At 68.8% G+C, this 17,763-nt stretch carries 14 protein-coding genes; 2 read left to right on the top strand and 12 right to left on the bottom strand.

Annotated elements, in window-relative coordinates:
- Positions 1–53 precede the first annotated feature (53 nt).
- Genes G6034_RS06945 through G6034_RS06935 form a run of 3 tightly spaced genes read right to left on the bottom strand, consistent with a single transcriptional unit; the run spans position 54 to position 3,577 of the window.
- A complete protein-coding gene (locus G6034_RS06945; protein WP_176634385.1) occupies positions 54–1,691 on the bottom strand; it encodes a type 2 periplasmic-binding domain-containing protein in 1,638 nt (545 codons plus the stop codon).
- A 56-nt stretch (positions 1,692–1,747) separates the two neighbouring features.
- Positions 1,748–2,671 carry a carbohydrate ABC transporter permease gene (locus G6034_RS06940; protein WP_176634384.1) on the bottom strand — a complete coding sequence of 308 codons (924 nt, stop codon included), beginning with the start codon at positions 2,669–2,671 and terminating at the stop codon, positions 1,748–1,750.
- 27 nt (positions 2,672–2,698) lie between these two features.
- Entirely contained in the window at positions 2,699–3,577 is an 879-nt protein-coding gene (locus G6034_RS06935) for an ABC transporter permease (RefSeq protein ID WP_246295407.1), read from the bottom strand.
- A gap of 382 nt (positions 3,578–3,959) precedes the next feature.
- Here G6034_RS06935 and G6034_RS06930 point away from each other — a divergent pair, with 382 nt between their 5' ends.
- Entirely contained in the window at positions 3,960–5,075 is a 1,116-nt protein-coding gene (locus G6034_RS06930) for a formylglycine-generating enzyme family protein (RefSeq protein ID WP_176634382.1), read from the top strand.
- Here G6034_RS06930 and G6034_RS06925 read toward each other — a convergent pair.
- From G6034_RS06925 to G6034_RS19770, 8 genes are all read right to left on the bottom strand, one after another.
- A complete protein-coding gene (locus G6034_RS06925; protein ID WP_176634381.1) occupies positions 5,062–8,253 on the bottom strand; it encodes a glycoside hydrolase domain-containing protein in 3,192 nt (1,063 codons plus the stop codon). The two genes, G6034_RS06930 and G6034_RS06925, sit on opposite strands and share 14 nt — an antisense overlap.
- Positions 8,254–8,398: 145 nt before the next feature.
- Entirely contained in the window at positions 8,399–9,373 is a 975-nt protein-coding gene (locus G6034_RS06920) for a phosphotransferase (RefSeq protein WP_176634380.1), read from the bottom strand.
- Positions 9,370–10,191 (bottom strand): hypothetical protein, encoded by an 822-nt coding sequence (locus G6034_RS06915; protein WP_176634379.1) that lies wholly within the window; start codon positions 10,189–10,191, stop codon positions 9,370–9,372. Before G6034_RS06915 ends, G6034_RS06920 begins: the two co-directional genes overlap by 4 nt.
- Positions 10,192–10,381: 190 nt before the next feature.
- Positions 10,382–11,890: an Asp-tRNA(Asn)/Glu-tRNA(Gln) amidotransferase subunit GatB gene (gene gatB, locus G6034_RS06910; protein WP_176634378.1), complete on the bottom strand. Its 1,509-nt coding sequence runs from the start codon at positions 11,888–11,890 to the stop codon at positions 10,382–10,384.
- Positions 11,890–13,467, bottom strand: a complete 1,578-nt coding sequence (gene gatA, locus G6034_RS06905; protein ID WP_176634377.1) for an Asp-tRNA(Asn)/Glu-tRNA(Gln) amidotransferase subunit GatA — start codon at positions 13,465–13,467, stop codon at positions 11,890–11,892. The genes gatB and gatA overlap by 1 nt, the downstream gene beginning before the upstream one ends.
- 3 nt (positions 13,468–13,470) lie before the next feature.
- Entirely contained in the window at positions 13,471–13,767 is a 297-nt protein-coding gene (gene gatC / locus G6034_RS06900) for an Asp-tRNA(Asn)/Glu-tRNA(Gln) amidotransferase subunit GatC (RefSeq protein WP_113727104.1), read from the bottom strand.
- Between the two features lie 43 nt (positions 13,768–13,810).
- The gene (locus tag G6034_RS06895; protein WP_176634376.1) at positions 13,811–14,341 is read right to left on the bottom strand and encodes a GNAT family N-acetyltransferase; all 531 of its coding nucleotides are present in this window, start codon (positions 14,339–14,341) and stop codon (positions 13,811–13,813) included.
- A 100-nt stretch (positions 14,342–14,441) separates the two neighbouring features.
- Positions 14,442–14,615: an SDR family oxidoreductase gene (locus tag G6034_RS19770; protein WP_246295394.1), complete on the bottom strand. Its 174-nt coding sequence runs from the start codon at positions 14,613–14,615 to the stop codon at positions 14,442–14,444.
- A gap of 755 nt (positions 14,616–15,370) precedes the next feature.
- On the opposite strand from G6034_RS19770, the gene G6034_RS06885 reads away from it, so the two are divergent.
- A complete protein-coding gene (locus tag G6034_RS06885; RefSeq protein ID WP_176634375.1) occupies positions 15,371–15,940 on the top strand; it encodes a dihydrofolate reductase family protein in 570 nt (189 codons plus the stop codon).
- Between the two features lie 377 nt (positions 15,941–16,317).
- Here G6034_RS06885 and G6034_RS06880 read toward each other — a convergent pair whose 3' ends face one another.
- Complete coding sequence (locus G6034_RS06880; protein WP_176634374.1) at positions 16,318–17,763, bottom strand: CoA transferase; 1,446 nt, start codon at positions 17,761–17,763, stop codon at positions 16,318–16,320.

Genomic DNA, 17,763 nt, shown 5'->3' with positions numbered 1-17,763 from the left:
CAGTGGCCGTGGCGGCGGCAACGTGGCGCCGCCACGGCGCCATCCGGGCTTGGCTAGGCGAGCGCCTTCTGGTATTCCTCGCGGATCTTGTCCCCGCCGCCGTTCTTCCACTTGGTGACCGCAGCGTCCCACGTGTCCACGCCCGCCCGGCCCGTGAGGATGTCGGTGGCCGTGTCGCGGGCGGCAGTGGTGAGCTTGCCGCCGAGCTTGGAGTTGGTGTCCGAATACGTCCCGGCGGTGGGGTTCCTGCTGGCGTACTTCAGCAGTTCCTTGGAGGCGTCGTAGATGGCCTGCGTGTCCTTGGTGAAGGACGCGCTGTAGATGGGGTTCTCCGGGCTGGACATGATGTTCAGCGCGCTCACCAGGCCGGGGGCGTTGGTGTTGCCGTCCTTGGTGAAGACGGGATTGCCGCCCTGGTCGAAGGTGAAGTCGGCGCCTTCCGTGCCGTAGTTCTTTTGCAGGTATTCGGCGCTGCCAAAGGGGGCGGCCATCCAGTTGTAGAAGTCCAGGACCTCGCGGATCCGCTTTTCATCCGTGGTCTTTTTCAGCGGGGTGAAGCCGACTGTGCCGTAGCCCATGTCATAAACCGGCGTGGCCCTGCCGTCGTGGCCGAAGGGGATGAGCACCTCGCCGTGGCGGGTGGGGTCGGCTTCTCGGGGCTCGCTGATGCCCTTGGGTCCCACGGATACGTACGCGGCCAGCTTGTTGGCCACAAACGGTGCGCTGAAGCTGGACAGCGTGGTGTCCGGGTTGAAGAAGCCGGCCTTGAACACCTTGGCGGCGAATTCGAGCATGGCCTTGTACTCGGGGGTCTCGTACATGTGCGTCAGGGTGCGGTCCTTGTTCAGCCGCCACGTGGTGGGCACGCCGAACCATTCGCCGAACATGTGGAGCTCATTGATGTAGTCGCTGCCCAGGACAAAGCTTCCGGGAAAGGCCTTGACCACTTCGGCGCCCTTGGCCATGAAGTCGTCGACGGAGGTGAACTTGAAGCCGCCCACCTTGCTCCACATCTCCGGGTTGCCGATCATGACCTGTCCCATGGGGGTTGACGGAATCGGCGCGCCCCAGATCTTGCCGTTGACCACGGCCGTCTTCCAGGAGGCCGGCTTGAGCGCTGCAAGGTTGGGGTACTGCAGCACCGCATCGCCGGAGAGGTACGTGGTCATGTCGGTGAACTTGGCCTCGAGCATGGGGCCGATGTTGGGGATGCCCTGGTTCGGCGGCAGCCACATCAGGTCCGGCAGGTCCCCGCTGGCCAGGATCGTCGCGAACTTGTCCGGGTAGCCCGGGTCGGTGCCGATGGTCAGGTTCAGGTTGGCGCCCAGGGCCGTGTTCAGCCGCTTCCAAAACGCGTTCGAGTCCATGCCCGGAGGCGGCGTGGCGAATGTTTCCGTGTAGGCGGTCAGTTCCTGTATCAGCGGCGCCTTGGAGGTCGTCTTGATGAAGTTCTTCGGCATCGACAGGAACGCCGGCTGCAGGCCCTCGGCGTTGCCGGGCAGGTCCGGCTTGATGCCGGTGAACTCCTTGTAGGTGGGCAACTTGACCGAAGCCGAAGCGGCTGCGTTGCCGCCTTGGGCGGACGGTCCACAACCCGTCAGCGAGGTGCCGATGGCGATGGTCGCGGCGCTCACGCCGAGCATGCCCAGGAATCCGCGCCGGCTGTAGCCGGCGGTGGTGGCTGTTGACATCGTGCTTGCCTTTCGTTGGTGATTCCGGTGGATGAAGCTGGTTGGTTCGGGAGGGGCTAGCCCTTGACGGCGCCGGTGATGACGCCCTTGGTGAAGTGGCGCTGCAGGAACGGGTAGACGAGCAGGATCGGGAGCAGGGCCACGACCACGACAGCCATTTGCAGCGACTGGGGTTGGGCCTGGACGGCCACGCCGAGCTGGTCCGCCGCCATGGACTTCCCCTGCAGGACGTAGGAGCGAAGCACCACCTGGACGGGCCACTTCGCCGTGTCGTTGAGGTACAGGAGGGCGTTGAAGAACGCGTTCCAGATGCCCACCGCATAAAAGAGTCCGACGACGGCCGTCACGGCCTTGGACAGGGGCAGCACCATGGTCCACAGGATCTTCCAGTCGCTGGCCCCGTCGATGCGGGCACTTTCGATCAGCTCCCCGGGGATGCCCATGAAGAAGGAGCGCATGACCACGAAGTTGAAGCCTCCCAGCGCACCGGGAAGGATCAGCGACCACAGGCTGTCAATGAGGCCCAGCTGCTTGATCATGAGGTACATGGGGATGATGCCGGCGCTGAAGAGCATGGTGAACAGCACGGCGAGCACCACGGGTCGGCCGAAGAGCACCGGGCGGCTGGTGGCATAGGCGAGCAGGATCGTGACGAACAGGGCGATTGCCGTGCCGATCACGGTGATGAACGCGCTGACCCCCAGGGCCCGGATCATGAGGTTTCCGGAGAACAAGGTGCGGTAGGCGTCCAGGTTCGGGTGCGTGGGCCACAGGACGTAGCCGCCGGCATGGATGATCTGCTGGTTGTCCGCGAACGACGTCGCGAAGACCACCAGGACCGGCAGCCCGATGCATGCGGTGACGCCCACCACGATCAGTGCCTTGAGGCTGGAATACAACAGCGAGGGCTTTTCCTTCCAGGCGGGCCTGGTCGGAGAGTAGCTGAGCCCGGGGGCTTTACGGTTCAACAGGGAAGTCATGTCAGTTCTCCTTGTGGCAGGCGGAGCCTAGCCGACCTTCTTCTGAAAGAGTCCGGCTTCGCCGAACTTGTGGGCCAGCGAGTTGGCGCCCCAGATGAGCAGTGCACTGATGATGCCTTTCGCGAGGCCGGCCGCGGCGCCGGCACTCCAGTCGCCGCCAATCACCCCCGAGTAATAGACGTAGGTGTCCAGCACTTCCGCCGCGCCCGGGCCGACGTTGTCCCGTTGCAGGATGAATTGTTCGAATCCGACACTGAGGATGTCGCCGATGCGCAGGATAAGCAGCAGGATGATGATGGGGCGCAGCGCCGGGAGGGTGACATGCCACAGCCGGCGCCACCGTCCTGCGCCGTCGGCCGCCGCAGCTTCGTAGAGGGAGACGTCAACCGTGGACAGGGCCGCGAGGAAGATGATCATGGCCCACCCGGCATCCTTCCAGACGAGCTGGATGGTGGCCATGAGCGGGAACGTGGACGGGTCCGTCATGAACGGGATGGAGCCCATGCCCAGGAGCTTGAGCGTGTTGTTGATGAATCCGGCTCCGCCGAGGAACTCCTGGAAGAAGGTGATGACCAGGACCCAGGACAGGAAGTGCGGCAGGTACACGATTGACTGGAACACGTTGCGGATGCGCCTCGGCGAGAGCGAGTCGACCACCAAGGCCAGAATGATCGGCACCGGGAAGAACAATACGAGCTGTGTGACCGCGAGCACCATCGTGTTCCTGAAGGCGTCCAGGAAGTCGGGATCGTCAAAGAGCCCCACAAACTTCTCCAGCCCAACAAACGGTGCCTCAAAGATGCTCAGGTACGGCTGGTAGTCCTGGAACGCGATCACGTTTCCGAGGATGGGAATGTAGGCGAACAGGAGCATGACCAGCACGCCGGGCACCATCATGAGCACCATCTGCCAGTCGCGCCGCCAGCGGACCTTGAACGGGACGGCATGGACAGGGGCCTTCCTGCCCGCGGAGCGTCCGGCTGGCCGTGCGCGCCAGCCGTGGCGCCGGCTGGTGCCCGTGCCAGGGGAGGGTGCGCCGGACACTCCTGCGGGAGCCGCAGTCTCCAGGGTTTCCTGACGTGTCGTCGGGCTCATTCGTGCTCCTGGTATGGGTTTGGGTGGGTGGCGGGCAGTGGTGGCGGGGCTGCTGAATGTGATGCCCGCCACACTTGTTAATCGTTTAACAAAGATAAACCATGAAGCGGACTTGTGCAAGAACTTGATTCAAGTTCTCGAAATAAGTCACAATTACGCATGGTCATGACCCTTGGCGCCGGGCCGGCGTGCCATGACCCACTCCTGTTGCGGCACACTTAAGGGAAGCCGCCCTGCCGGCGGACAGCCGCCCGCCGCCATCTGTGAAGGAGAACAAGTGTCCAGCTGCTGCACCCCGGAAGGCCGCCCGGCAACAGACCAGCAGGTCCACGCGGGCAACGCGGGCGCGGGCAACGCCGCGGGCCACGCGGGCCTGTCCGTCCACCCCCGCAGTGACGGCACCGGGGCTGGCGGTCCCGTCCCTGCGGTGGCGCATGACGACGTCCCCATTCCCGCCGGCACCTTTGCCATGGGCGACCCCTTCGGCGAGGGCTACCCGGACGACGGCGAGACGCCCGTCCACCAGGTCAGGGTTTCCGCCTTCCGGATTGATGCCACCGCCGTGAGCAACGCCGCGTTCGCGGCCTTCGTCGACGCCACGGGCCACCGCACCGAATCGGAGATTTACGGGACCTCGGCCGTCTTTCACCTCGCCGTCCAGGCGGACAAACGGGACATCCTGGGAACGGCCACAGGCACGCCCTGGTGGCTGAACGTCCGCGGCGCAGACTGGGCACATCCCTCGGGCCCCAAGTCGGACTGGCGGGACGTCCCGGACCATCCCGTCGTGCAGGTTTCGCACACGGACGCCCTGGCGTACTGCGCCTGGGCGGGCCGGTCGCTGCCCACGGAGGCGCAGTGGGAATACGCGGCCCGCGGCGGCCTGGCGCAGGCCCGGTACCCCTGGGGCGCCGAGCTGCACGGCACCACGGCTGACGGCGCCACCATCCACCACTGCAACATCTGGCAGGGCACCTTCCCCACGAAAAACACCTGCGGTGACGGCTACCTCACCACTGCGCCCGTTCGCACCTTCGCACCGAACGGCTACGGGCTTTTCCAGACAAGCGGCAACGTGTGGGAATGGTGCGCGGACTGGTTCCTGCCCAAGTACTACAAGTCATGCCTGGCGCGGGGCACCGTGGAGGATCCGCCCGGCCCCACCATCGGACGGGGCCGGGTCATGCGCGGCGGCTCGTACCTGTGCCACGACTCCTACTGCAACCGCTACCGGCTTGCCGCCCGGAGCTCGAACTCTCCCGAGTCTGCGAGCGGCAACTGCGGTTTTCGTACCGTCACCGCCGGTTGATGACCAGCACCATGCCGCGCCCGGGGTCCACCGTGATGGCTTCGCCGGGCCGGTAGTCCGCCGCGTCCTGGAAGCCCGGAATCGCCTCGGCGAGCACCCGCGCGGCGGAAAGCTCCCCAAGCGCCGGTCCAAACTCCAGTGTCACGGAGGCGGGCCCGTCCGCCCAGCTCGCCAGCGCCGTCACCAGCCCGGCAGGAGTGATCCACGACGTCGCCAGCACGTCCGGGTTGCTGGTCCGCACCGGCGCGCCGGGGTCCCAGTGCCCCACCATCTCCGCCGCCTCCAGCCCGTGTGCGGCCCAAAACTCCCACATTGGCCGGTTGTCCACGCCCGGCGCCCGCCCGGTCATGCCGAAAACGAGGCCCCGCCACGGGTTTCCTCCGCCCTCGAGCATCTCCCCCATCAGCCCGAACGGGATCCCGGAAACCTCCACCAGCCAGTACGCCGGATCGGTGGCTTCGTAGTCAAAGTACTCCCCGAGCCACAGCCTGTCGGTGTACGGCAGCTGTTCCAAGTACATGTTGGCGCTTGAGGCGAAGCCGTCCTTTTCGTTGAACTGGTTGGCCGAGTGGATGTCGACCTCCGGGTCTGCGCAGCGCCGCTGGAGCACCTTGCGGACGCGCTTCATGGCGTGCCGGTCGAAGGCGATGTCGTCCAGGTAGATGCCGTCCACCCCGGTCTGGCGCAGCAGGTCGTCCAGCCCTCGGACGTACCAGTTGTGCAGGCGCGACTCCCCCGCCGTCACCACCGCGACATCGTCAACATTGGGCGCATACCAGGCCGAAACGTAGTCGTCGCCAGCATGTTCCTGCAGCCATATGTGCCCCCTGCCGGGCCCGGCGCTGAAAATCTCACCGCCCAGCGACATCAGCGCCAGCAGCTCCGGGCTGTGCGCCGTCAGTTCCCGCACTGTGTCATAGACCTTGACCTTCAGCCCCGCGGCATGGGCCTCGGCGGTGTACCGCGCCAGTCCGCCGGCGCTGAGCAGGGGGTCGTTGATGTACGGCGCCAGCGCGGTGGCGTGGTGGACATTGATGACGGTGGCGCCGGCCGCCGCCACGTCCGTCACGCTGCCCTGCCCGTGGAAGTAGCGGTTGGCCAGCTGCCGCCGCGGCTCGATGGGCTTGAACGGGGTCAGCAGCAGCCGGAAGCCGTAGTTGAGCCGGTCCCCCGGCGCCATGGTCCGCCCCCCGCTGAACGCCTCAAGCACGACGGCGCCCGCTCCCCCCGCCTGCTCCTCACGGAGCGTGACTCCCGCGGCTCCCGGCGCGCCCGGGGTGCCGGAATTCTCCGGATTGGCCCACGAGGCGGGCTCCTTCAGCGGCTTCTCGCGGTAAAAGTTGGTGTTCAGCGGGCGCTCGTAGTTGCTGTCCCGCAGGGCCAGCTGGACCCCGATGCCGGCGTCGCCGAGCCAGAGCGAGTCCTGGTTGCGGTGGGCCACGTCCCAGGTCCAGTCGAGCGACGCGGGGCGCCGCCCGCCGGGCACGCCCAGGCCCATGGCGTACGGCACGGCGTCCCCGCGGAGGGGCAGGACAAGGCGCACATCGTCCAGTTTCACCGCGGTGCCCGCCGCGCGGGGCAGGTGCAGCCGCACGGCAAAGTCCGCCGCGCCGTCGGCCTCCAGCTGCCCTTCGACGGCGACCGTGAGGGGCGTGCCGGGACTGGTCCAGGTGCAGCTCCAGCCGATCCGGGCCGGCCCGTGGGCTGTGAACTTCAAGCGCGAATGGTGCCAGGCAACGGGGCCGGCGGTGGGGAGCGGATCCAGGCTGAGCGGCCGGGCCAACAGCTCCCTCGCGGGCCCGTCCGTGCCGGTGACCGCCGCCGTGAAGGTTGAGGAAAGCTGCTCCGGCAGGCCGTTGGCAGCCAGCACCACGGTGCGGCCGAGGATGCCCAGCGTCCGCGTGGCCTCGTCCAGGGTGACCGCCGTGAAGGGCCGGACGAGTTCGTCGTCCTGGCCCAGGGTGGAGTCCAGCCAGGCGAGGCGGTGCAGCAGTTGGGGGTCGCCCGGGCCGGCAGCCGTTGACCCGCCCGCTGCGTCGGCTCCGGGCGCGACCTCCAGGCGGAGTTCCACGGCGGCGGTTCCGGCGGGACCCGACACGGTGACGAGCGCCTGCACAGTGCTTCCGGCGGCATCCTTCGGGACGGGGAGCACCACGTAGAGCGCCTGGACGGAGCCTTTGTCCACGTCCAGTGTTTGGGCGAACGGCCGGCCCAGCCGGTCAACGCCGGCCGTGGTGATGCAGCGTGCCGCACCGTCCGGGCCGGCGGCGCCGTTTTCCGTGCCGCACGGGGCCACGGACACGGTGATGCCGTCCAGGTCCTCCAGCGCGTACAGCCCCAGCTGCAGCACGTAGTCCTCGCCGGGCCGCGCCCCCGCCGCAAGTTGCCCGGCACGGGCCGCCGGGCCCCGGCCCGACTGCCCGCCGCCCGCCGGTCCGGCGTCCGGCGACGCAACCGCCACGGGACCGCCGGCGGCCCAGTGCGCCGGCACGGCCGTGCGCATCGAGATGGGGTGCTGCCGGTCCTCAGCGAACAGCAGGAACGCGGCGCCGGCATGGCGTGCGTGCAGGTCCGCGAGCTCGTGGTCCGTGGCGGCGAAGTTCATCGGTGCGAAGGAATCCCACGCGCTGGCGGCCTCGTACCGCACGGCGGGCGCTGCCGGGTGGCCGCCGTCCGGCAGCGCATGCCCGCCCGCCCACCCGCTCGCGGCGACGTCGCGCACCCAGGCCGGGTCCGCCGTCGGACGTGCCGGGAGGTAATGGGCCTGCGGGTAGTGCGCGGGGCCCGCCATGGCGTAGGGCAGGTAGTAAAAGTAGTAGGGCCCGGCGCCGTCCACGGGCTCAAAGGTGAAGGTGCCGGCCGCGGGGGTGTGTTCGCCGGCCACCACATTCCGGACGCGCGAACCCGTGGCGGCGGAAACCACGATGACGTCCACGGCGGCGGGGACGGGGTCCTGGCGGCGCCACGGGAGGGTGGTGGTGCAGGCCATGAACCTTCCGCCTGAACGGTCCGGACCGCCTTCGCCCGCGCCGCCCGCCGCGGCGACCTCCACCACAATCCGGTGATTGCCGTACAGGAGCTTGTCCCACTCCCCCGTGCCGCAGTCGAGCTCCGGGTGGAGGCGTGCGGGCGGGACGATGGCGCGGATGGCTGGCGCGGCTGTTTCAGGGGTGGGCATGGGCTCGGCTCCAAGGTGGTCGGGTGCGTTCACTCCATGCTTTCCTGAAATTTGGTGATCGCAAAGCGGCATTACAAATCCGAATCACTCATATTCATCCGGTGAGGTTGGAGATCACCACCTCCGCCAAGGCAGGTGAAGGGGGTTATCCCGTACGGCGAGGGGGCAGGCGGAGCTTGAGCCAGCCGATGAGGGCGTCGCCCTGCTTCCGCTGGAAGGCGCGCAGCGTGGGGATCCCGGGCGAGTCCGGCCTGCGGGACATGTCCAGGAAATATCCGGCAAAGCCGGCCAGGACGCCGTCGACGTCCGGCGCGGGCACACCTGAAAACACGCGGTGCTCCCGCAACTGCACTTCCGGGTCGCTCCCCGGGTCGAGGGACTTGACGTTGATCAGCACGGACAGGGCGTCCACCCACGGCGCACCAAGGGCGGCCCACGGCCAGTCGACCAGCACTGCGCCGCCGGCGCCCGGACTTGATCCATTCGGGCTCCTGCCGTCGGGACCGGTCAGCAGGATGTTGTCGGTGCGCAGGTCGCCGTGCACCAGCGATTGGCCCGCGACGGCGGAAACTCCCTGCCGTGCCAGGCCCGCCAGCCGGTCGAGGTTTCCCGTGGCCCAGGGATCGAGGCCCACCATGGGCCGCCGGGCCAGTTTCTCCCAGCCGAGGAAGGCTCCGCGCAGGGCGTCCCCGCAGCCGGGCAAGGCAACGGATCCGGTCAGGCTGATGCGCCGCATCGCGTCCAAGGTGTCCAGGACCTGCACCAGCTCGGCCTCCACCCACGGCTCCTCCGGCTGCCGGCCGTCCACGTCGGTGAAGGCCAGCGCCACCCAGGTGCCGTCGTCGTAGGCGCCCAGGAATCCGGGGACCGGAAGGCCGTCCGGGAGCGTCGAGGCAATGGCGGCCTCGCGGCGGTGCAGGGCGGCGGACGTGGCGTTGACGTCGGCGCTGACGGCCTTCACGAAGGCCCTGCGCCCGGACGCGAGGCGCACCCTGTCGGCCGAACCGGGAGAGAATCCGCCGGACTGCGAGCGGGCCTCCACCACGGGTTCGCCAAGCAGCGCCTCCACGCCATGGCGCACCGGTTCGGGCAGTTCGCCCCAGCCAATTCGCGCGGTCACGGCAGCGATCGCGGCGTCCGTGCCGGGGCCAGCGCCAGGACCGCGGCGTCGTCGGACACCTCGCCGATTTCGGCCTGCCTGCAGCGCAATTCGTGCATCAGCGCGAGGGCGCCCAGCGTGGTCCCAGTGCGTGCCAGGAACTCTTCCGGGCCGCTGACCAGCCCCAGGTCCACCGCGCGCCAGGCCCCGTCCGTGGCCATCACCATCAGCTCCGGCCGGCCCAGCTGGACCACGCGGGCATGGTCTGCGGCCTCGGGTTCGCGCCGCGCCACCCAAAGCCTTCCGGGCAGGTTGCGCTGCTCGCGGTCATGTACGAGCAGTCGGCGGCGTTCCGCGGGATCCACGGGCCCATCCATCGCCCCGTCCGCCGCCGCGTCCACGGCGGCGTCGGCGGCGGCGGCGCGCACCAGGTGGGTGGCGCCGTCGTCCGTGCGCACCAGTACCGTGCAGTCGGCCAGGCTGGCGACCTCCACGCCGTCGGCGTTGAGCTGGGCCACGGAGATCGCCGCGGAGGGAAAGCGCACGCGCTCGGCGCCGACCAGTGGCGTGGCGGCGGCATCAACGCAGGCCAGCGCGGAAGCCAGCCGTGCACGGACGCCGGTGCGCGCCGGGTCCAGGCACGGCCCGGCAAGAAACATGGACAGCGCCTGCGCGAGCCACTGGGGGTCGGACGCGGCAGGCATCCCGATCGGTTCGAGGAGCTGGCTGGCGCCGTCGATCACCCAGGCGTTGGGGCCGTTGAAGCCGCAGGCGTCCTCCATGACATGGGCGTCGCCCTCAAACTGCACCCGTGCACGGATTTCCCAGCCGAAGCTCATGCCTTCATCCTGCCACAGCCGCCATCCGCCGCATCCCTCCGGCACCCCCGAAGGCCTCAGGAGCCGTCCCATCCAAAATATGCGCCCGCCCCCCGTTTTTGCGCCCGGTGGAACGGGCGCATTCTCGGGGGGCGGGCGCGGGGTCTCGACGCGCTCGCAGCGCCCGCTGCTCGACCACCGGGCGCGGAAGCTAGCCCTCGACCCCGAGCGTCGCCAGGATCAGCTCGCGGACGCGGCCGGCGTCGGCCTGCCCGCGGGTGACCTTCATGACGCCGCCGACGATCGCGCCGACGGCCTGGACCTTGCCGCCGCGGATTTTCTCCGCAACGTCGGGCTGGGCGGCGAGGGCCTCGTCGATGGCGGCCTGGAGGGCGCCGTCGTCGGACACCACGGCCAGGCCGCGTTTCTCGACAACCTCGGCCGGCGTGCCTTCGCCGTCGAGGACGCCATCGAGGACCTTGCGGGCCAGCTTGTCGTTGATGGCGCCGGACGCGATGAGCCTCTCGATCTCCACGACGACGGCGGGCGTGACGCCCAGCGCGGCGGGGTCGACGTCGGCCAGCTTGGCGCGGCGGGCGATCTCGCCCATCCACCACTTGCGGGCGGCCGCGGCCGTGGCGCCGGCCGCCACGGTTTCCTCGATCTCGTCCATGAGGCCGGCGTTGACCACGTCGCGGAATTCCAGGTCCGTGTAGCCCCAGTCGGCCTGGAGGCGCTTGCGGCGCTCGGCCGGCGGCTCGGGCAGGCGGGAGCGCAGCTCCTCGACCCACTCGGCCGTGGTGACGATGGGCACCAGGTCCGGTTCCGGGAAGTAGCGGTAGTCGTCGGCGTCGGACTTGGGGCGCCCGGACGTGGTGGACTTGGTGTCCTCGTGCCAGTGGCGGGTTTCCTGCGTGATGGCCACACCGGAATCAAGCACGGCCGCGTGGCGCTGGATCTCGAAGCGGACGGCGTTTTCGACGGCGCGCAGCGAGTTCACGTTCTTGGTCTCGGTGCGGGTGCCGAACTTTTCCCGGCCGTAGGGGCGCAGGGAGACGTTGGCGTCGCAGCGGACGTTGCCGCGTTCCATCCTGGCGTCGGAAACGCCCAGGTTCTTCACGATTTCCCGGATGGCGGCCACGTAGGCCTTGGCCAGTTCAGGGGCGCGGGAGCCGGCGCCTTCGATGGGCTTGGTGACAATTTCCACGAGCGGCACGCCGGAGCGGTTGTAGTCCACCAGGGAGAAATCGGCGCCCTGGATGCGGCCGGTGGCCCCGCCCATGTGCGTCAGCTTGCCGGCGTCCTCCTCCATGTGCGCGCGTTCGATCTCCACGCGGAACACCGTGCCGTCCGCCAGCTCGATGTCGATCCAGCCGTCGTAGCAGATCGGGTCCTCGTACTGGGACGTCTGGAAGTTCTTGGGGGTGTCCGGGTAGAAGTACTGCTTCCGGGCAAAGGTGCAGTGCGGGGCGATCTTGCAGTTCAGCGCCAGGCCGATCAGGATCGAGGACTCCACGGCCTTCCTGTTCACCACGGGCAGCACGCCGGGCAGGCCCAGGCATACCTCGTTGACGTTGCTGTTGGGCTGGTCGCCAAAGACGTTGGGGGCGGAGGAGAACATCTTGGTCTTGGTGTTCAGCTCCACGTGGACCTCAAAGCCAAGGACGGGATCGTACTTTTCCATGGCTTCCTCGAAGGAGACGATGGTGTCGGTGCTCATTAGTTGGCCTCCTTGGCTGTGGTCTCGACATAATCAAGGGTCTCGACAGGCTCGACCACCGTTTCGACCAGCGAAGGCGCCCGGTCCAGGATCGGGCCGCCCCACTGTGCCTCGATCAGGGATTCGAGCACGGCGCCCACGCGGTACAGGCGGGCGTCCTCGCGGGCCGGGGCCAGCAGCTGGATGCCGACGGGCAGTCCGTCCTCCTCCGCCAGGCCGCCGGGCAGGGTCAGGCCGGGGACCCCGGCCATGTTGGCCGGGATGGTGGCGACGTCGTTGAGGTACATGGCCAGGGGGTCGTTGAGCTTCTCGCCCAGCTTGAACGCCGTGGTGGGCGCCGTGGGGGAGATCAGCACGTCCACCTGCTCAAACGCGGCGGCAAAGTCACGCTGGATCAGGGTGCGCACCTTCTGGGCCGAGCCGTAGTAGGCGTCGTAGTAGCCGGCGCTCAGGGCGTAGGTGCCCAGGATGATGCGGCGCTTGACCTCGTCGCCGAAGCCGGCGGCGCGGGTGGCGCCCATGACGCGCTCAATGGTGAGCGGGCCTTCGGCGGGCAGCCTGCGCATGCCGAAGCGCACGCCGTCGAACTTGGCCAGGTTGGAGGAGGCCTCGGACGGCATGATGAGGTAGTAGGCGCCCAGCGCGTAGCCGAAGTTGGGGCAGGAAACCTCCACAATGTCGGCGCCGGCGCCGCGCAGCAGCTCCAGGGATTCGTTGAAGCGGTTTTCGACGCCGGCCTGGTAGCCCTCGCCGTGCAGTTCCTTGATGATGCCGATCTTCATGCCGGCAACGTTGCCCAGCCGGGCGGCGTCGGCCAGGCCGGTGGATGGATCGGTCAGCGACGTTGAATCGAAGGGGTCGTGCCCGCCGATGACTTCCTGCAGCAGGGCCGAGTCGAGCACGGTCCGGGAGACCGGGCCGATCTGGTCCAGCGAGGACGCCATGGCGATGGCGCCGTAGCGGGACACGGCGCCGTAGGTGGGCTTGACGCCCACGGTGCCGGTGACGGCGCCGGGCTGGCGGATGGAGCCGCCGGTGTCCGTGCCGAGGGCCAGCGGGGCCTCGAAGGCGGCGACGGCTGCCGCGGAGCCCCCGCCGGAACCGCCGGGGATCCGGTCCAGGTCCCAGGGGTTGCGGGTGGGTCCGTAGGCGGAGTGCTCGGTGGAGGAGCCCATGGCGAACTCGTCAAGGTTCGTCTTGCCGAGGATGGGCATGCGGGCGGCGCGGAGCTTCTTAACCACCGTGGCGTCGTAGGGGCTCATCCAGCCCTCGAGGATCTTGGAGCCGGCCGTGGTGGGCTGGCCCTTCGTCACGATCAGGTCCTTGACGGCGATCGGGACGCCGGCGAGCTCGTGGAGCTGCTCCCCGGCGGCGCGGCGGGCGTCGACGTCGGCCGCGACGGCCAGGGCTTCCTCCGTGTTGACGTGCAGGAACGCGTTGACGCCGCGCTCCCCGCCGTCCACGGCGGCAATGCGGTCCAGGTGTGCCTGGACCAGCTCAACCGAGGTGATCTCCCCGGAGGCCAGCTTGGCGGCCATTTCGGCCGCGCTGGAGCGGATCAGTTCATGGGCGGTCATGGCTTAGCTCTCCTCCAAGATTGCGGGCACCTTGAAGCGGCCGTCCGCGGAATCCGGGGCACCGGAAAGTGCCTCTTCGGCGGTGAGCACATGGCCCACCACGTCCTCGCGCATGACGTTGGTGAGCGGGATCGGGTGGGACGTGGCCGGGACGTCCGCCCCGGCGGCCTCGCTGACGCTCTTGACGGAATCGACAATCACGGCCAGTTCATTGGCCATGCGGTCCAGTTCGTCGTCGCTCATCTCGATGTGGGCCAGTTGCGCCAGATGCGCCACCTGCTCACGGTTGATCGCAGCCATGGATCTCCCCTGCATGAAAAAGAAAAATTGTGTCCCCACCAGCTTAGTCGCCCGCGGCCGGGGATAAATCCTTCGTCCGCAGCTCCTGGCGGTACACGCGCAGCATCTTGCCATTTTCCGGGATCGGCCAGTCGCGCTCGGGCGCGCGGGAGAAGCCGAGCTTGCGGTAGAGGGCGTGGGCGCCGTGCCAGTCGTCCCCGGTGGTGAGGCTGACGGCGCGGATGCCGTCCGTGCCGCGGGCCCGGTCCAGGATGTAACGCACCATGGCCGCCCCGGCACCGCTGCGCTGCACCTTCGGGTCCACCACCAGCAGCCGGAATTCGAGCTCGTCGGGCAGCGCGATGTCCGCCCACTCGTCCCCGAACACGGCCAGCGTCGCCGAGCCCACCACCACGCCGTCACGTTCGGCCACGATCACCGGCGCCACCGCCGCGCGCTCCGCCACGCTCAGGATCTTTTGCATGTACGGGTACTCGGCGCTCTCAAAGTAGCCCGCGCCCAGGTACGCGTCGGCCGTGATCCGGGCAACGGCGTCGTAGTCAAGGGGTGTGGCTGGGCGGACGGTGACGTTCATGCGTTGGGTTCTCCTGGTGGCGTACGACGGCGGGACTTGCCTTCCCAAGTTTCCCGCACCCGGGTGCCGCGCAGGAAATGCACGACCTGGCACCGGGAGTTCAGAACAGGCTTGTCGGCACGCCTTCGTCCACGAGCACCGCCGATCCGTTGCCCGCGGACGCTCCCGGACTGGCCAGAAACACCACCATGTTGGCAATCTCGGCCGGTGCGCTGCTGACAACGACGATCCGGCCCCAGCCGCGCGCCAGCATGGCCGGCGTCGCGCCCGGCACCTGCGGCCACAGGGATCCCTCGGCCGCAGGGATTCCACGGCCGCGGACAGCTTCACTTGGCCACGCCCGTTGAGCGTCACGTCCATGCCCTCTTCGGCCAGGCCCTTCGCCACCGCATGGCCGGTCCCCTGGGTTGAACCGCTGATGAACGCTTGATCCGCCGAGCTGCAAATCCATTTCTCTCCTACTTCCCGTACTCGCCGCAGGGCAAAGTGCGGGGCCGCGGGGCTTTGCGGCAGCGAGGTCCAAGTAGGATCCCGAACCATCTCTCACCAGCGGATCGAGCTGCCCTGCGGCGATGCTCCCACGATGCTCCCAGCTGGTTCCCCGGCGTTCCCGCAGTCGTCCCACTTGGCATCACGAGGATCTTGGCGGATGTCGAGCCGGCGCCTGCCGGAGCCCGAACAACGGGTTCGCGTGGAACTGAAATCCTGCCCCGAATGAGGTCTGTTCACCCGGCATTTCCACGGACGGGTCTTCTGGGACGGCGAATGCCCAGGCGCAACAGATGCGCAGTTCAGAGGCATGTTTGTCCGGTCAAGGACCCCCCATCTGTGACAGTTCACCCGGAGTTGAAAACGAGTCCTGGCGCGTCACACCCGGCGGGCCTGTCCAGGCCGGACTCGTGCGCGGACACTTCCGCTAAACGGCGAGGCTGCATATCCTCGGACCATGAGCGGTTCAAGCGAAGCCGTGGTCCGGCTGGCCGTCGGTTTGGTGAAAACAAATTGCGCGCATCAAGGGAGGGCACCGAGATGAGACCACTTCGATACTCGATCAACGTCACGCTCGACGGCTGCTGCCATCACGAGGCTGGGCTCCCCCCGGACGAGGAGTCGATGCGCTACTGGACCGCTGAGATGGAGCGGGCCGATGCCCTGCTGTTCGGCCGGGTGACCTACGAGATGATGGAGTCTGCGTGGCGGAAGCCCGCCTCGGGCTCGTGGCCCGGCTGGGTGGATGGGTGGCAGATCCCGTTCGCCGAAGCCATCGACGGGGCGAAGAAGTACGTTGTGTCGAGCACGCTGAGCGGGGTCGATTGGAATGCCGAGCTGGTTCGGGGCGACTTGGGGCAAGCGGTTCAGCGGCTCAAGCAGGAGTCAGGCAGGGGCTTGTGGGTTGGTGGCGTGACGCTCCCCCTGGCGTTGGCGGATCTGAGACTGATCGACGAGTACGAGTTCCTCGTGCAGCCTGTCCTTGCCGGACATGGGCCTAGGTTGCTCGCAGGCCTGCGCGAGCGCATCCAACTCGAACTTGTGGGTCGCCATGAGTTCCGGTCGGGAGCGACCGCCCTGCGATACAGGCCGGCGCGAGTCGCGGCCTGACGCGAAGTGGCCTGGCACGTTGGCCGCTGCCTCGCGACGAAGCAACGGTTCTCGCGCCTGGGATGAACTCTTCGTTCTCGGCCGCCACGGGAAACGCAGGGGACAAAGCCCCGACCCCAGCGACTTCACCGACTTCCGCGACACCCGAACGGCTCCCGGGGCGTCCCGTATGGCGTTCCCCTTGTGGGGCGCACAAGTATCGCCCTTGACTCCTGGTCTTGCTGACGACCGCCATCGAGTCAATGGCTCCCGACCTGAGATCCGGATTAGCGACAAGTGCAACCGGAACCTACACGCCATGTCTGAACCGAGGGCTGTCCTGGCCCTGCCGTAGTGCCCTGGACGCGCAGCCACACCCTCCGGCAGCCCGGACGCCGTCAGCTGCCGCCGGACCAGGACGCGTCGGCGGAACCGTAGCCGCGGGCCTCCACTGCGGTACAGGCAGGGACGCCGTCCACCACGACGGCGGGCGCCAGCCGCAGCCCCGGGCCCCAGGCCGTGTATTCCGGTTCGCTCGCAAGAGCTTCGGGTGGCGGCAGCCCGCCCGAAACCCGGCTGGGGCCGGTGCGCATCAGGTCCATGGCGGTGCGGGCCAGTGACAGCCGGGCGTTGCGCACGGTGCCGTCCAGGCGCTCCCGCCACGCATCGATGGCAGCGGCGGCAGTGAGGTAGCCGGTGGCGTGGTCGAGCGCCTGGACGGGCAGCGGGAATGGCCGCTCGCGCCCAAAGTGTTCCATGCCGGCATGCGCGATCCCGCAGCTCATCTGCACCAAGGAGTCGAAGCCGCGGCGCTGCGCCCACGGGCCGGTCCAGCCATAGGCGTCGAGGGCAACGCTGACCAGGGCAGGGTGGCGTTCGGCGAGGGCCGCATCCGAGAGGCCCAGCCGGTCCAGTGCGTCAGCGCGGTAGCCGTGGATGAAAATATCGGCTCCCGCCAGCAGCACCTTGAGCCGGGCCAGGCCTTCGGGCGTCTTTACGTCAAGGCGGGCGCACCGCTTGCCCAGCGTCATCTCGGCCTCGAGGCCCGGCTCGTTCCAGTCCGGCGGGTCGATCCGCAGGACTTCGGCACCGTACAGGGCCAGGAACCGGGTGGCGACCGGGCCCGCGATGACCCGGGTCAGGTCCAGGACACGCACACCCGCCAGCGGGCGGGCCGCCGCAGGCACAGCCGCCGCAGGCACAGCGGCCGCAGGCAAGGCCGCACTCACAACGGCGGGCTGCGCACGGGTGACGGACCCGCGGCGGCGGGTGCCGGCGTCGTGCCTTCCAAACGGCGGGACGCGGCGTTCCGGGCCCCAATGCACCAGGGGCTCGGCGGCGAGCGCGGCGCCTTGGGGATGGGCCAGCCACTCGTCCCGGGTGCGCATGACGGCGGCACACCCGTTGGCGGCAACAACTGTCGCTTCCAGCCGCTCCCCCGGCCAGGATGCGAGCGCCTGCGCCACCCGTCCGCGCTCGACGTCCGCGGGCAGGCCCAGGACGGCGAGCGCGGCGGCCCGGTGGTGCGGGGCGTTGGTGTGGAGGCGGATCCAGCCGTCGGCGCACGGGTAGTCTCCGGCAATGGAGTCCCACACGGGGGGCAGCTCCCAGCCTGTGGGCGTGAAGGACAGCCCAAACCAGGCCGAGGCCAGCGCCCGGTCCACCGCGACGGGCGGGGTCCCTGCGCCCAGGCGCCCGCACAGGCGCGCCACCGCGTTTCCGGCCGCGGCCACGGAGGCTGCCGCAAGCCCCGTGACGTCGAAGGCGGACGGCAGCGCCCCCTCCCCCGTGACGTGGGTGTGGTCCGGGGCCGCGAAGTTCGCATCAATGACCGTGAGGTTCAT

It is taken from the genome of Arthrobacter wenxiniae (assembly GCF_013376105.1).
Taxonomy (GTDB): Bacteria; Actinomycetota; Actinomycetes; order Actinomycetales; family Micrococcaceae; genus Specibacter; species Specibacter wenxiniae.
The sequence above is the reverse complement of the archived record's forward strand: the minus strand, read 5'-3'. Positions and strand labels throughout refer to the sequence as shown.

Excerpts from the sequence above, each read along its gene's own strand:
- G6034_RS06885 (WP_176634375.1), top strand. The coding sequence starts at position 15,371 with ATGAGACCACTTCGATACTCGATCAACGTCACGCTCGACGGCTGCTGC.
- gatC (WP_113727104.1), bottom strand. The coding sequence starts at position 13,767 with ATGGCTGCGATCAACCGTGAGCAGGTGGCGCATCTGGCGCAACTGGCC.
- G6034_RS06940 (WP_176634384.1), bottom strand. The coding sequence starts at position 2,671 with ATGACTTCCCTGTTGAACCGTAAAGCCCCCGGGCTCAGCTACTCTCCG.
- G6034_RS06945 (WP_176634385.1), bottom strand. The coding sequence starts at position 1,691 with ATGTCAACAGCCACCACCGCCGGCTACAGCCGGCGCGGATTCCTGGGC.
- G6034_RS06925 (WP_176634381.1), bottom strand. The coding sequence starts at position 8,253 with ATGCCCACCCCTGAAACAGCCGCGCCAGCCATCCGCGCCATCGTCCCG.
- G6034_RS06935 (WP_246295407.1), bottom strand. The coding sequence starts at position 3,577 with ATGGTGCTCATGATGGTGCCCGGCGTGCTGGTCATGCTCCTGTTCGCC.
- gatA (WP_176634377.1), bottom strand. The coding sequence starts at position 13,467 with ATGACCGCCCATGAACTGATCCGCTCCAGCGCGGCCGAAATGGCCGCC.
- G6034_RS06895 (WP_176634376.1), bottom strand. The coding sequence starts at position 14,341 with ATGAACGTCACCGTCCGCCCAGCCACACCCCTTGACTACGACGCCGTT.
- G6034_RS06915 (WP_176634379.1), bottom strand. The coding sequence starts at position 10,191 with ATGAGCTTCGGCTGGGAAATCCGTGCACGGGTGCAGTTTGAGGGCGAC.
- G6034_RS06880 (WP_176634374.1), bottom strand. The coding sequence starts at position 17,763 with ATGAACCTCACGGTCATTGATGCGAACTTCGCGGCCCCGGACCACACC.
- gatB (WP_176634378.1), bottom strand. The coding sequence starts at position 11,890 with ATGAGCACCGACACCATCGTCTCCTTCGAGGAAGCCATGGAAAAGTAC.
- G6034_RS06930 (WP_176634382.1), top strand. The coding sequence starts at position 3,960 with ATGACCCACTCCTGTTGCGGCACACTTAAGGGAAGCCGCCCTGCCGGC.